Here is a 14706-nt window from a genome sequence, read left to right as displayed (position 1 = left end):
GTCTTTTCTCGCACCATCTAAACCCGAACACAAAACAGCCAAAATGTTTTATATACAAAACATATTGGCTGCAGACACACCTTACCATATTTAAAATACAAATAATTGCACACTAACCAATAGCATCTTATTTAATAATACAAAGCTTTATTTTTAAATTAAAAAAGTTTAGTTAAACTAAAAACCACCGTCTTATCGGCACTTGGTAGGTCTTTATTAACATTTGCATTGGCATAATAAAGATCAAAGATAAAATCCTGATAGTTAAAATCCAGCCCTATTTTATAATCATAAAAGTGATTTTTCTCATCAGTTCCCCAAAGCACGGCATAGGCATTTTTATTTGCAAACTGGTTATAGGCCACTTGAGTATATATATTCCATTGATCCGCGACTGGATAACGATAGCCAGCCTCATAACGCAGCATTTTACCTGTTTCAAAGGTATAATCAGGTGTGTAATAAAAAGACAGGTTGAGCTCATCCTGAGCATTGAGTAAATTTGAAGTCATCAATCCAATTGAATATTCCTCAAAATCGACACGAGGCAGCGTCTTATCTTCATCAGGATAGTTCACATCCAGATATTGCAGATTCAGCTTTAGATCATTATTTATTTGATAATTATAGCCAATATAATAATCCAGCTCGAGACTACTTCCTATATCTAGCTGAATATTCGATGCAAATAGTTGCGTATAAAACCCAGAATCATGATCGAGTCTTAATATTCCCTGAACAGCTGGTTTTCCTTTGGTTTGCGTCATCCCTCGCCAATAATATTCTGTTAAAAATGCAAGCGAACCACTGACTAAAAAACTGTCCTTATTATCACCCTGATCATGATCAGTTGATTTTGCATTTACTGGTGATATCAACATAGATGCTATTACCGCTAAAATCCATTTTTTATTGATCATCCATTTATTCCATTAGCATATGATTATTTTTGAATCTCAATTATGTTGTGCACAGGTTATAAATCGAGAACCAATTTTCAAAAAACCAAAAGAGCCATTTATTATTTTTTTAAAATACAACTATTCAAATAAAAGTAAAAAAAGAAAGCCATCAGACTTTCTTTTTTAAATACACTTATTTATTTTTACTCAATTTTCCATTATAAACCTGTTTTCCAGCAAACCAGGTTTCGGCAACTTTCCAGTCCTTAATGTCTTTGTTGAGTGGTGTTTTTAAAGCATCCTGCAAGACCACAAAATCAGCCCATTTCCCAACACTGATACTGCCAATCTCATCGCCCCACCCTGCGATATTTGCAGGTGCTTGGGTATAGGCATATAAAGCTTCATCCAGACTTAAAGCATTATCGCTATAACGGGTTTTACCCTGATACTCACGAAATACCACATCGCTAAGCTGCAACATTGGATTTTCAGATGCCGTAGGCCAGTCACTTCCCAATACCATGGTAGCGCCGCTACTGAGCAAAGATTGCCAAGCATAACTATATGGCATACGCGCCTTACCCAGACGGGATTCCTGATAATTCCCTGTAATAGCATGATCAGGCTGCATCGAAGCCACAACACCTAGCTCCGCAAAACGCGGAATAGCGTCTTTAGATAGAACCTCAATATGTTCAATTCGATTGGCAAATTGGCGATGTTTAGGACTGTTTTCAATCGCATTGAGGGCCATATCCACACTCTTATCACCAATCGCATGAATCGCGACAGGAAACCCAACTTCATTGGCATTTTTCACTGAATTATTCAGATCTGCCTGTGAAGTAATTGGGGCAATATTAAAATGATGACGATCTGCATATGGCTCATTCAGTGCAGCGGTATAATTCATCAATGTGCCATCGACAAAATATTTCATATACGCAAAGCGGAACTGCGGTCCTTTTTTCCACTGCTGTTCTTTTTGTATAAATTGCTGATTCAGTTCATCGCGTTGCTTCGCATAACGCTGGAAATCGGCGGGCGTCACCTGATCATCACCCGCCATTAATCCAAAACGGATACGCATCGGTAATTCCTGTTTCGACTCCAGCAAAGCAGGATAAACCGTATCTAACTCAGTCCACATATCATGTACAGAGGTAATGCCTAAGCTATTAAAATGCGCAATGATCTTTTCAACGACTGGCAGTGCCGCTTTTCCTGACAGTAAGGCACTGGTATATTTAGGGTTCCCTAGAATCAGTTGAGTACCCGCAGTTTCTTTGAAAATCCCTGTCGGCTCACCTGTCTGCGGATCTTTGACAATCTCGCCACCTTCTGGTGATTTGGTATTTTTATCAATCCCCAGCACTTGCATCGCCTTGGTATTGACCCAAACCGTGTGATAATCAATATCCTGCAACACTACAGGACGATCTGGAGCAATCGCATCCAGCTCCTGACGGGTTGGCATATGATCATCTTTCAGCCCAGTGATGTCCCAGCGCCCTCCCATTAACCAAGCGCCTTTTGGTAATTCTTTATTTCTTTTGGCAATTAATTTAAACCATTCCTGACGATCCGTAATTCCGAACAGATCAACACCGTCCCATAATTCCAGACCGCCCAACAAATGGGTATGCGCATCGGTTAATCCGGGGAGAACCGTTTTACCTTTTACATCGATAACTTGTGTCTGCTTGGTCGCCATATTCTGGATATAGGTATTATTGCCGACAGCCACAAACTTTCCATCTTTCACTGCAAATGCCTGTGCTTTTGGCTTGGCTGGATTCGAGGTTCGAACATCGGCATTTAATACAATTACATCCACTTGTGGGGTTTTCGCATAGCTCGCCAAGCTCATGACACCGATACTGATGCCTAACACTAATTTCTTATTCATAAATCCCTTACGTCCTTATCCAAACTTATTTTTTGTTCATTTTTATTCTCTTTGCTTTCTTTATAAAACCTAGAACCAATTTAGCTAAAAATGCAGGAACCATTTCCATTCAATTACTCAATAAATTGAACTTACTCACTCTTGTTATGACGGATAAATAAAAATAAAAAAATTAATTAATTTAAATACATAGATCTAAAAACCAGTATTTTTCTACAAATAAAAATTGAATTTCCCTCAGCTCAAGTCCAACAATTTGAAAGTGATAAAAACAAAAAAAGCCCTCGAAAGGACTTTTTAAACTACAGTAGATGTCTAGCGATTATTTAAAATACGCGCCTTCTGCTTGTGTATGATCCGTTTGATCCACAACACGCTGTAACTCTGGTACATGCTGTCTTAATGTGGTTTCTACACCTTGCTTTAAGGTGACATCAATCGCAGAACAACCTTGGCATCCACCACCGAATTTCAATACAGCAGTTAAGCCATGCTCTGGGCTATCCTGTACTTCAACCAGACTACAGTTACCGCCATGACCTGCTAGGCCAGGGTTAATTTCTGATTGCAATACATAAGTAATGCGTTCTTCAATCGACGCATCTGGGCCAACACGCGGCACTTTCGAGTTCGGTGCACGGAACGTCAATTGACCACCAAAACGATCTTTGTTGTAGTCAATTACCGCATCAACCAGATACGGAATTGATGGCGCATCCACATAGGCAGGAAAATCTGGATAATCCTGTTTATAGTCTGTTGGCACCACTTCATCAGGTGCACTATATGCCATACAACATTCAGCACGTGGAGTACCTGGATTCTCTACAAAAACACGAACGCCAATCCCTGGTGTATTTTGCTTTGCTAATAAATCACCTAAGTACTCTTGTGCAGAGGGAGTAATTAAAAGGTTTGGAATTTCTTCTGCGACAGCAGTGTTGGTGTTCTCAGTCGACATAACAATAATCCTCAAGCTGATGTCGTTATATTAACCGAAGATGGAGGGTAATTAAAAAAATTCAACCATTTTTGTAGGAATTCTATGCAAGATCATTGTTTATTAACTTTTTAATGGCATTATTGCTTAGACTCTGATCAATTTAAAATATTTATGTTACATCTACCCTTTGGGCACACTGTGACCCTGATCATTATTACAGTTGCAATTTCCTTATTGGCCTTCTCCAATCAGGCAGTGATGAATCGTCTGATTTTCTGGCCTCCTGCCATGCAACGTGGGCAATATGACCGTTTTATCACGCATGGTTTTATTCATGCCGATGGTACACATCTCCTATTCAATATGATCACGCTGTTTTTCTTTGGCAATATCATTGAAAGTTTCTATCGTCAGTTTTTCTATGACATGGGCTTTGTTCTATTTTATCTGGGCGGTTTAATTGTTGCGATCTTACCCAGCTACCTAAAACATCGCCATGATGCCCAGTGGGCCAGTCTAGGAGCCTCAGGTGCAGTATCTGCGGTGCTATTCGCCTATATCCTGTTCCAGCCTTGGAATCTGATTTTTGTCTTTTTCATTCCTGTGCCTGCAATTATTTTTGCAATTTTATATGTCGCGTATAGCATCTGGTCAGGCAAACGTGGCAATACCAATATCAACCACAGTGCGCATCTTTGGGGAGCCGCCTACGGTGTGGTGGTGACCATCATTCTGGAACCTCGCGTTGTTCCACATTTCCTGAATCAGTTGACCAAACTTCCTTTTTAAATTCATTCACGATTTGCCCCAGTTTTGGGGCTTTTCTTTTTTTAAGATTAACAATCAAATTTTAATTATTTTTATCATAAAAATCATCTCTCTAAACTCGACTGCATTATTTTAACGGATTAAGTCGATTCTCATGCCTCGTAACAGCCTTCTCACGACCTTGTCGATTGCTCTTTTTAGCCTTTCGATTTCAGCGTGCAGTAATGATGATTCAAAAGAATCCAATACTGTGGTTGAAACCAAGAAACAGCCCAATATTTTATTCATCATGGCCGATGACTTAGGCTATTCAGACTTAGGTGCGTTTGGCGGAGAAATTCACACCCCGAATATTGATGCACTGACGCAAGAAGGCCGCATTTTAACCGACTACCATACAGCGCCAACTTGCTCTCCAACCCGTTCGCAATTGATTTCAGGTACTGACCATCATTTAGCAGGAATTGGGGCAATGGCTGAGCTAACACCTGCACATTTAAAAGGCCAGCCCGGTTATGAAGGTTATTTGAATGAACGTTCACTTTCGATTGCTGAAGTCTTAAAAGACAATGGCTATCGTACTTATATCAGCGGCAAATGGCACTTAGGTTTGACACCTGAAACCAACGCACATGCCAAAGGATTCGATCATTCATTTACCCTATTACAAGGCTTGGATTTGCATTTCAAACAAGCGCCGAGTGCCTATAAACGCAATGCAACCTATACAGAAGATGGCAAAGAAGTGCCTATTTCATCTTTACCTGATGATTTCTTCTCGACCAACTATTTCACCGACAAGCTGATCAGTTATTTAGAATCTGGCAAAGATTCAGGTAAACCATTCTTTGCTTATGCGGCTTACACCGCGCCGCATTGGCCTTTACAAGCGCCTGCCGAATATCGAGACCGTTATCGTGGTGTCTACGATGCGGGTTATGATGTGATTCGCGATGCGCGTATTGCTCGCCAGAAACAGTTGGGTTTGATCCCAGCCAACTTCACTGCTGCGGAACCGATTGCCACGCAAAATGCACCACAAAAATATGGCAAATGGAATGAGCTTTCAGCAGAGCAAAAAGCGCTGGAAGCACGCAGAATGGAAATCTATGCAGGCATGGTGGAAAATCTGGATGCCAATATTGGTCGGGTCATCCAATATCTCAAACGCAATAATTTATATGAAAATACGCTCATTTTCTTTGTTTCAGATAATGGCGCAGAAGGTTTTATCCGCGGCAACTATGGCACTGAATCTGGCTTTGATAACAGTGTAAATAACGTGGGTACATCGAGTTCTTATCATTATGTGGGGCCACGTTGGGCAGAAGTGAGTGCTGCGCCATTCCACTTATGGAAGGATACGGCGGGTGAAGGTGCAACCACTGCCCCAGCAATCGTAAAACTCCCTTATCAAACTAAAGCACAAAGCACGCATCATGGTTTTGCCTCAGTGCTGGATGTTTTCCCAACCGTGCTCGACTACGCCAATATTGCCGTGCCACAAGGCCAATACAAAGGTCGCCAGATTAATACTCCAAGCGGCTATTCATGGAAATCGGTACTCGAAAATAAAGCCCAAGCCATTCGTCCCGTTAACTTTAGCTTTGCCGATGAATTACATGGCAGTAAATATGCACGTCAGGGTGACTGGAAAATTGCCTTACAAGGTAAAACTGAGCTGGGTACAGGTACTTGGGAACTCTACAACCTGAAAAATGATCGTGGTGAAACCCAAAATCTGGCTCAAACTAATCCTGCAAAACTGCAAGAACTAGTAGATGTGTATAACAAATACACCCAGCAAAATGGTGTCAAGGAATACAATCTTCAATGAAACTAAGTCCCCTTCTCGTTTCCCTCTGTAGCCTGTCCCTTGTGGCAGGTTGCAGTAGAGTTGGGCCAGAAGTAAAGCCATCTCAACAACACCCAACAACTCAACCTGCATTGTTGGGTTCTTTATCACGATGCCAGAGTTACTCTGGCTTACCCGATGCATGGCAAAAACATAAAACTGCGGGAATGGTCTGGATTCCTAAAGGCTCATTTCCACTGGGTTCCAATCAGGCCTATCCAGATGAACTTAATTTTGGTGTAAAGGAACGTCAAGTAGATGGCTTCTGGATCGATCAAACTGAGGTCACGGTTGCCCAGTTTTCCAGTTTTGTCCAAGCCACAGGCTATATCACAGATGCAGAAAAACAGAAGCAGGCAGCGGTATTTTCTCCAGATGACAACATACCTAATCAATGGTGGCAGTTAAAGGCTGATTACACATGGAAAACGCCAAATGGCCCGTCGGGTCAAGCACCACTACCCTCCGAACCAGTCCGTTATGTCACCAAGAATGATGCAGAACATTATGCAGTCTGGTTGGGGCACGATTTACCCTCTGAACAGGAATGGGAGTATGCAGCCAAGGCGGGTTCAAAAAATGATACTCCGCTTCATCAGGCACCGCAGGATGCCCATCAACATCCGCAAGCCAATTATTGGCAAGGGGAATTTCCACTTAAAAATACAGTTGAAGACCATTTCGAAGGCGTTGCCCCTGTCGGCTGTTATGCGACCAATGCATTTCAGTTATACGATATGATCGGGAATGTCTGGGAATGGACGTCTTCTGTCTATCATGGTGCACATGATCAACATATGGGAAATTATACGGATCTGCGCCAGCAAAATAGTGCGACCACACAATATGTGCTTAAGGGCGGCTCTTTTTTATGTGCTTCTAATTTCTGTGCACGTTATCGCAATAGCAGTCGTTATCCTCAGGAGTTTGATCTGGCGGCAACGCATGTTGGGTTTAGAACCGTGTTAAGGTCTCAAGAGTGATATAAATCTCATTTAAAAATTTTCAGTCCCGTTCTGGTAAAAATGAACCGATCGTTTTAAAGTGATATTCAAAGCAATAAAAATACGGGATGGAACCATGAAAAAAATATCACTCTACCTTTGTCTGTTATTCACATTCAGTCTATCCGCTTGTGCGGTACATACGCCACATGGCAGTGTTGTGGTTGATCCAGAAGGTTATCACGATGGTCATGGTGACTTTTGCCCACCAGGACAGGCCAAAAAAGGCCGTTGCTAAATTTAATCTTGCCTAAATCTGTGATGGGTTTAGGCAATTCATTTTGTTCTGTCGTACCTGAATGGCTTAGCTCATCTTTTGATTGCATAAAAAATCACATTTTTTCTGATTGATAATTTTATTTTGGTAAAACCCATATAGACTATATGGAAATAGTTCTTGTTCTTTGCTGGACGCTTTAAATGAATCAAACCCAATCTCATGCTGTACTGGACATCCTGAACAAGGTTCAGCATGCTGATGACTGGATGATTTTCCTCGAAGAGCTTAACCATCATTTTGACTTTCAGGCAGCACAACTTCTTGCAGTTGATCTCGAGGTGCAGGCACTCTCATTCAGTGTGCATCATGGGGTTAATCTTGATCCTCATCAACTTGAACAAGCGGCTCTACAACAACTTCGTTTAGCCTTTGATGATGACCCACAATTAAAAAAATTATTGGCAGCACCAATCACAGGCTGGATGCATTGCAGCCAACATTTTAGTGAACAGGACATTATTCAGACGCAAGTCTATCAACAAATTTTACAACCACTCAATTTACGTTTTTGCTCAGCGCTTCAGGTTATTTATGATCATAAAGTCTGCGTGATTCTGGCCTTTCTGACCAGTCCTGATCGTGGTGCATTAAGTTGCTCTGAACTCCAACCGATTTATGAAATATTGCCTCAGATCCAGCAAAAGCTTCAGCACTATCGCCATCATTTTGAATATTCCACCATGACCTTACTTGGGTCACAATTGATCCAGAAAATGAATCAGCCAATTGCGATTATTAATCTCAACGGCGATATTCTGGAAATGAATAGAGAAGCAGAAAAATTTATCGAAAATAATGCGCACATCCAGATTGAACAGCGTCGCTTCTTTTTCAAACCCCATCAACAGCAAAAATTCGAACAGCACCTGCTTGAATTGGAACGTCTGCATAACACTTATTCAGACGTAGCGTATGCTGAACGAAGTCAGGTGATGCGCTTAGATCATCAGCTCTTTTTAACGCTGGATCTACTTTGTCCCGAAAAAACCCATAAGATTTTTGGTTTACGCCCAGTATTACTGGCAACATTTTCAGGGCTTCAACATCAACCTAAATATCAGAAAGACAGATGTAGACAGCTTTTTATGTTCACACCCGTCGAACATAAAATATGCGAGCAACTGCTTAAGGGCAAAACCACCAAAGAAATTGCTCTTTTATATGAAATTCAGGCCGATACCGTGAAAAAGCACTTGCAAGCTATCTTTAAAAAGACCAAAACACATCGACAAAGTGAACTGATCCAGCTGCTGATGCAATTACTCTAAATTTTAAGATAGGCAGCGTTATGCAATCTCTGCAGGGAACGCAATGACCTGATCAATCTTGACCTGATTCATCGCAACCATCAACAAACGGTCGATACCTAACGCAATCCCTGAACATTCAGGCATATTCGGCAAAGCTGCCAGTAAATATTGATCGGTTGGAATGATGGCTAAACCCTGCTGTGCGCGCTCTGCATTATCGGCGTCAAAACGGGATGCCAACACATCTGCATCTAGCAATTCATCATAGGCATTTGCCAGTTCCAGACCTTCGATATAGACCTCAAAACGCGCTGCGACCAGTTCACCCTCTTCATCCTGTTTCACTTTGGCTAATGAAGCCATTTCAGGTGGAAAATCGGTTAAAAATACGGGTGCATCGAAGCCCAGACTTGGTTCAACAAAGTGTGAAAACAACAGATCCATATACCCCAGACGATCATCACCTAAATCAAGATTCAGACCGACATGATTGGCGGTCTCTTTGAGTTGTTTTAAGGTTGCCTGCAACGGATTAATATCCAGACGATCCTGAAAGGCATGCTTATAACTGAGAATCACTGGACGAATTTCACCGAAACGATGTGCCAAGCATATTTCTAACAAGTCCGCAGTTTCATGCATCAGTGCCTTTAGATCCAGACCCGGACGATACCATTCCAGCATGGTAAATTCACTGTTGTGCTTACGCCCATGCTCATCATCACGGAATACTTTACAGATTTGATAAATTGGCCCACTACCACTGGCCAATAAGCGTTTCATTGGAAACTCGGGTGAGGTCTGTAAATATTGCGTATTTAATTTGCCATGAATATGACGCTGTACCTGCACTGAAGCCAAATGCACATCGGTGACACCCGCCTGAGACAGGACTGGGGTTTCTACTTCAAGTACTTCACGTTCAGCAAAAAACTGGCGGATTTTCTGATACATCGCTGCACGCGCTTTTAAGGCTTCAATGGAGCACGTTGGCTGATAATTTTTCATTGTCTGGCTCATGCTTTTGGCCCACCATGTGCAGCCCATTCACGGCGCAAAGGATAATTTTTTCGGAGTAAATCAAATGCAGTTTGCTCAACCTTGCCGTCCTGAACACAAGCACGGAGTTGCTGATCGTCCGCAGCAATATCATAAATCTGCGTGAGATGCTGTTTAAGCGCAACTTTTAAATCCTGCTCAAAGTATTGGGATACCTGTGGCAACTGGCTCTCAAAACGTTTTGTCACGTCATAAGCAAATGTCTGGCAAAAAGCCTCATAGATCATCTGCGTACCTCTGGCCTTACCTTCCAGACTATAACCCGCAATATGCGGCGTCGCTAATGCCAGTAGATCCAGTAATTGTTCAGAAATTTCTGGCTCGAACTCAAATACATCCAGCACCACTTGACGTTTGGTTGTTGCAATATCCGCCATCAAGGCCGCTTGCTCAACCACAGGCCCACGCGCACTATTGATTAAAATAGCGGATGGTTTCATTGCAGCAAATGCAGTCGCATCAAATAAATGCTGGGTTGGATAAGCGCCAGACACAGTGAGTGGTACATGAATTGAGATAGCATCGGCGCGTTTTAGCAACGCATCAAAGGAAACATTTTCAATCCCTGCAAGTTGCACATAAGGATCGTAACCAATCACATTCCAGCCCAATAGCTGCGCCATCACCGCCAGTCGGCTACCCACATTTCCCAGACCCACAATTGCTAAAGTGAAGTCTTTGTTTTTCTCTAATAAATCAGCATTTAAATGTAGTAAGGCAGTAATCACATATTCTGCCACCGCTTGTGCATTACAACCCGGTGCATTGCTCCAAGCAATGTTTTGTTGTTCTAAAGCCTGAATATCTAGATGATCAGTTCCAATCGTGGCACTGCCAACAAATTTAATTTTAGTCTGATCAATTAAAGCATGGTTCACTTTGGTCACCGAACGAACCAAGAGTGCCTCTGCATCCTGTACATCGTGATGCGTCAAGGTACGTCCTGCCCGATGCTGTATTTCTGCAAATTCCGCAAAGAAATAATCGGTAAATGCCAAATTTTCATCTGCGATAATTTTCATGCAGAATTTTCCCTCAATAGACCTGTGCTTATTATCCTTAGCCTGATCTGAATTGACAATTCATAAATGCAACTCTGATGAGATTCGCTGGCAGAAAACCGTCTTGATTGGTACACGCATGCGACATATTGCCAATTTACTGCAACATGTTTGGATTTATACTAAAGCTTTCCCCAGTCACTCCAAATCGCAATGACACCCTACTCTCCTTATAAAGGCAAAAATGGCCTCAAACGGATTTTAAATGCAACGGGCTATTCACTCGCAGGCTTTAAAGCGGCGTTTAGTCATGAAGCGGCATTTCGACAAGTCATTTTGCTCAATGTCATCCTCATTCCGCTGAGCTTTTTTGTGCATGTCTCGGCTTTGGAACAAGCCTTAATGGTCGCGGTATGTCTGTTGGCGATTATTGTGGAATTATTCAATTCAGCCATTGAAGCCGTTGTTGACCGCATTTCACTGGAAAAACATGAGTTATCTAAAAATGCCAAAGATATGGGTAGCGCTGCGCAATTCGTTTCTTTAGCCATTATCTTTTTCACTTGGACAATTATTTTATTTAAATAAACATTCAATATTTTACACGTAAAAAAATCCCTGCATATGCAGGGATTTTTTGATCTAGACGTAGATGTAATTACATCATGCCAATTAACAATCTCACCTTCTATAAATACAAATTACATTAAAAACTAACCAGTTGATTTAATGATATTTTTATTCAAACCTTACATAACAACCTGATACATGCAATTACCATTTTTTGTGAGTAAGATTGTGAGTAAGAGCTTTCAGAAATAGTGTTACTCACACCTTATGTTAAACGACCTTAAAATCAAAAGATTAAAACCACGTGAAGAATTATACCGCGTGGCTGATCAATCAGGACTGTGTATAGAAGTCCGACCATCTGGTAGCAAATTTTGGCGTTACCGCTACCGATTTCTTACTAAAGCGAAAATGCTCACAATCGGTCAATATCCTGAAATTACTTTAGCATATGCTCGCTTAAAAACAATGGAGTATCGAGAGCAACTTGCCAAAGGAGTAGACCCAATAGGACACCAAAAAAAGAACGCCTTGAAGCAATTAAAGCAAATAATGGTACATTCCAGTTAGTCGCTAGTGAATTTATGAATTCTCGTAAAGCTCAACAATCCAAGGAATGGGAACAACGCCGCAGCAGTTATTTTGAGAAAGATGTTTATCCTCTTATCGGTAATAAACCTATTCATGAGATTGAGTCTATTGATATTAAAACTGTGCTTGATAGCACTATGGCAAGAATCAAAAAATCAGGAAGAGGAACAGGAGAGGTTAAAGGAATTTTTGTAAGACAAATCATCGGTGAAGTTATGGAATATGCAATTATCACAAAACGTATTTCTATAGATCCTACTTATGTTCTTAGGGGTTACATTAAACAGCCAGATGTAACCCATGCCAGGCCACTAACTGAGTCTGAAAAAAAAGTACTTTTGCCTAAGCTCAATGCATACGGTGGCTCAATTAGCACACGAAATGCTATTATAGCCGCAACATACACATGGCTTAGAAGCATTGAGATACGTCGAGGCAAAAAGGAATATATTGATTTTGAAGATAAGACATGGACGATTCCAGCAGTATCGAGGGCTGATATTTTGGCTGGCAAGCGCAATATGAAAAAGAACAGAATGCATGTTGTACCATTGTCTGACCAAGCCATTGAAATCATAAAAGAGCAATTTTCGCTTTATCCTGATAGTGAATATATATTTGCTGGAGAAGACGGAGAAATGATGGGTAAAACCACGTTGAATACTGCCCTGAGTAATATGAAATTGGAGTTCAGGATGCATACTCTAAGAGCAACTGCGTCCACTGTGGCAAATGAGAATGGTTGGAATAAGGATTGGGTTGAAATACAACTTGCCCACGTTTCTGATAATAAAACACGCGCATCATACAATCACGCTCAATGGCTAAATGACCGTAAAACAATGATGCAATGGTGGGCTGATCATGTAGATAGTTGGAATAAGGATTAACTCTATATTTTACCTCTACAGGTTTATATCTATTAGAGAGTTAAAGTAATCCAATGATGGATGGGATCTATTTTTATAAATAATTCAATTATTACAAAAACTTAATTCAAAAACCACTATTTAGGGTTGCAATAGGGTTTCAATAACTCTTTGCTACAAGAAGCTAAGATGCATCAAGAAATGTACCAAAAACCTAGAATGAGACAAACTGCTTATTGATATTCCGATTATTACCAGCATTATGGCTCACGTGCCCCCTTAAAAGAGAAATAGAACAGAAGCAGAAATCCCAAGTCACAAGCTGTGAATTTCACATAAGAGGCGTATTATGTTAATTTTAGATAAATTAAACATAACTTGTATTCAATATTATTTACTCTTTGGTAATTTATTCTGTTCAAGAAGAATATTAAAGCTCTTACTCACTAGACTATTAGAAATATTCAGTTGTTTAGCAATCTCTTTATGAATACCAACAGGCCAACTTTCTTTTAGTCCAACTGGTACATGCTCATAAACATTATTAATTATAATTGGAGTTAATTTACCCTTAGACCATCTTTCCAAGAACTTAATTTTACTATTCATTTTTTCAAAAGTTCCATTAATACTGAGCATAGAACCACTTAAAGGTTTAGACTGATCTACTCTGCAAACACTTAATAATTTGATTTTGAAAAGCTCTGTAAAAGACTTATCTTCTGTAGAGTTTTTATGTAAAACAACCATTTGACGAACCATTCCATGACAACGATATACTAATGCTAGAGATCGTTTTGATATCAACAAATTCGAATCTTCATTTTGATGTATTTCTACACAGATATCCTGTAAGTAGGAAATTTCCTTATAAAGAGCAGCTAGTGCGCTTTCATTTCCGAATGAAATTAATCTAGCTTGATTGGCATGAAAAATTAAGTACTTAGCAACAATTTCTAGACAACTAGAAGCTAATTTAAGGTTCTGCTCTAAATCAGATTTTTTCTTTAAAAGTTCAATTAACTGTTTTATTTCTAATGAAAAATTACTTATTCTTCTCTGACAATCACTTGTATGCAGTAATAAAAGTATAGTTTGTTGTCTCTCCGAAGCAAACTTTCCAACTAATAATGCAATAAAAATCAAGCCAGAAATTACTACAATAGCTGCAATAAGACGACCGATTCCTATAGGACTTAAATCTCCATACCCAAGAGAGGTAAAGGTTACGACACTAAAATATAAAGCATCAAAAATATCTATATTATCTTTATTTAAAGAATGACTACTAGGAGCCAACCAAAAATACAAAGCAGAAGAAAAAATAATAAGAAAACCAAAAACGAATAGGTCTAGATATGACGCTCTCTCAACAAATCTTCCTATAGGGGTAGTCAAATAAGTTTTCTGATGAGGCTTTTCTAATTTCGGGATTAATGGTTGTTCTTCAGTACTATAAAACACTTTTTTTCACGCCCCACTAAAAAATTAAAAACAATAAAATTTATAAAGGCGGATATTATAGATACTTTCTATATAAATAAAGCTTTGTTCTTATTTAACATAATGGGCATTATGCAAAAATTTTCAATTTTAGTTATTTAAAATCAATAGCTTAATAATTTCCACCACCCTAAAAAATACCCAAAAGCTGACTTAGACATATATCGGCTGCTTTTTGATCAGTTTTGATACTTCTCGC

12 protein-coding genes and 1 pseudogene are annotated in these 14706 nt (G+C 40.0%); 7 read left to right on the top strand and 6 right to left on the bottom strand.

Annotated elements, in window-relative coordinates; translation table 11 throughout:
- Positions 1–158: 158 nt before the first annotated feature.
- The 3 genes from A9Z07_RS07895 to nfuA form a co-directional block, all read right to left on the bottom strand.
- Positions 159–881, bottom strand: a complete 723-nt coding sequence (locus A9Z07_RS07895; RefSeq protein ID WP_413772624.1) for a TorF family putative porin — start codon at positions 879–881, stop codon at positions 159–161.
- 214 nt (positions 882–1095) lie between these two features.
- Complete coding sequence (locus tag A9Z07_RS07890; RefSeq protein ID WP_069577873.1) at positions 1096–2814, bottom strand: amidohydrolase; 1719 nt, start codon at positions 2812–2814, stop codon at positions 1096–1098.
- A 322-nt stretch (positions 2815–3136) separates the two neighbouring features.
- Positions 3137–3775, bottom strand: coding sequence for a Fe-S biogenesis protein NfuA (nfuA, locus tag A9Z07_RS07885; RefSeq protein ID WP_004770341.1), 639 nt, complete (start codon positions 3773–3775; stop codon positions 3137–3139).
- A 153-nt stretch (positions 3776–3928) separates the two neighbouring features.
- Here nfuA and A9Z07_RS07880 point away from each other — a divergent pair, with 153 nt between their 5' ends.
- The 5 genes from A9Z07_RS07880 (at position 3929) to A9Z07_RS07860 (ending at position 8932) form a co-directional block, all read left to right on the top strand.
- Complete coding sequence (locus tag A9Z07_RS07880) at positions 3929–4546, top strand: rhomboid family intramembrane serine protease (protein ID WP_004770342.1); 618 nt, start codon at positions 3929–3931, stop codon at positions 4544–4546.
- Positions 4547–4679: 133 nt separating this feature from the next.
- Positions 4680–6362: an arylsulfatase gene (locus A9Z07_RS07875; protein ID WP_069577872.1), complete on the top strand. Its 1683-nt coding sequence runs from the start codon at positions 4680–4682 to the stop codon at positions 6360–6362.
- Positions 6359–7363, top strand: a complete 1005-nt coding sequence (locus tag A9Z07_RS07870) for an SUMF1/EgtB/PvdO family nonheme iron enzyme (RefSeq protein WP_069577871.1) — start codon at positions 6359–6361, stop codon at positions 7361–7363. The genes A9Z07_RS07875 and A9Z07_RS07870 overlap by 4 nt, the downstream gene beginning before the upstream one ends.
- 97 nt (positions 7364–7460) lie before the next feature.
- Positions 7461–7622 carry a hypothetical protein gene (locus A9Z07_RS17895; protein WP_004770345.1) on the top strand — a complete coding sequence of 54 codons (162 nt, stop codon included), beginning with the start codon at positions 7461–7463 and terminating at the stop codon, positions 7620–7622.
- Positions 7623–7804: 182 nt separating this feature from the next.
- The gene (locus A9Z07_RS07860; protein WP_069577869.1) at positions 7805–8932 is read left to right on the top strand and encodes a helix-turn-helix transcriptional regulator; all 1128 of its coding nucleotides are present in this window, start codon (positions 7805–7807) and stop codon (positions 8930–8932) included.
- Between the two features lie 18 nt (positions 8933–8950).
- On the opposite strand, the gene epmA is transcribed toward A9Z07_RS07860, so the two are convergent.
- Both epmA and A9Z07_RS07850 read right to left on the bottom strand, forming a co-directional pair.
- Entirely contained in the window at positions 8951–9934 is a 984-nt protein-coding gene (epmA, locus tag A9Z07_RS07855) for an EF-P lysine aminoacylase EpmA (protein ID WP_069577868.1), read from the bottom strand.
- Positions 9931–10995, bottom strand: a complete 1065-nt coding sequence (locus A9Z07_RS07850) for a 4-phosphoerythronate dehydrogenase (protein ID WP_069577867.1) — start codon at positions 10993–10995, stop codon at positions 9931–9933. Before A9Z07_RS07850 ends, epmA begins: the two co-directional genes overlap by 4 nt.
- Before the next feature lie 192 nt (positions 10996–11187).
- Between A9Z07_RS07850 and A9Z07_RS07845 the strand changes: the two genes are divergently transcribed.
- Both A9Z07_RS07845 and A9Z07_RS07840 read left to right on the top strand, forming a co-directional pair.
- Complete coding sequence (locus A9Z07_RS07845; RefSeq protein WP_004770353.1) at positions 11188–11562, top strand: diacylglycerol kinase; 375 nt, start codon at positions 11188–11190, stop codon at positions 11560–11562.
- 249 nt (positions 11563–11811) lie between these two features.
- Positions 11812–13025, top strand: a pseudogene (locus A9Z07_RS07840) (tyrosine-type recombinase/integrase).
- A 369-nt stretch (positions 13026–13394) separates the two neighbouring features.
- Here the strand turns inward: A9Z07_RS07840 and A9Z07_RS07835 are convergent.
- A complete protein-coding gene (locus tag A9Z07_RS07835; RefSeq protein ID WP_069577866.1) occupies positions 13395–14468 on the bottom strand; it encodes a potassium channel family protein in 1074 nt (357 codons plus the stop codon).
- Positions 14469–14706: the final 238 nt, after the last annotated feature.

It is taken from the genome of Acinetobacter sp. YK3, assembly GCF_001729365.1.
Lineage (GTDB): Bacteria > Pseudomonadota > Gammaproteobacteria > Pseudomonadales > Moraxellaceae > Acinetobacter > Acinetobacter vivianii.
The sequence above is the reverse complement of the archived record's forward strand: the minus strand, read 5'-3'. Positions and strand labels throughout refer to the sequence as shown.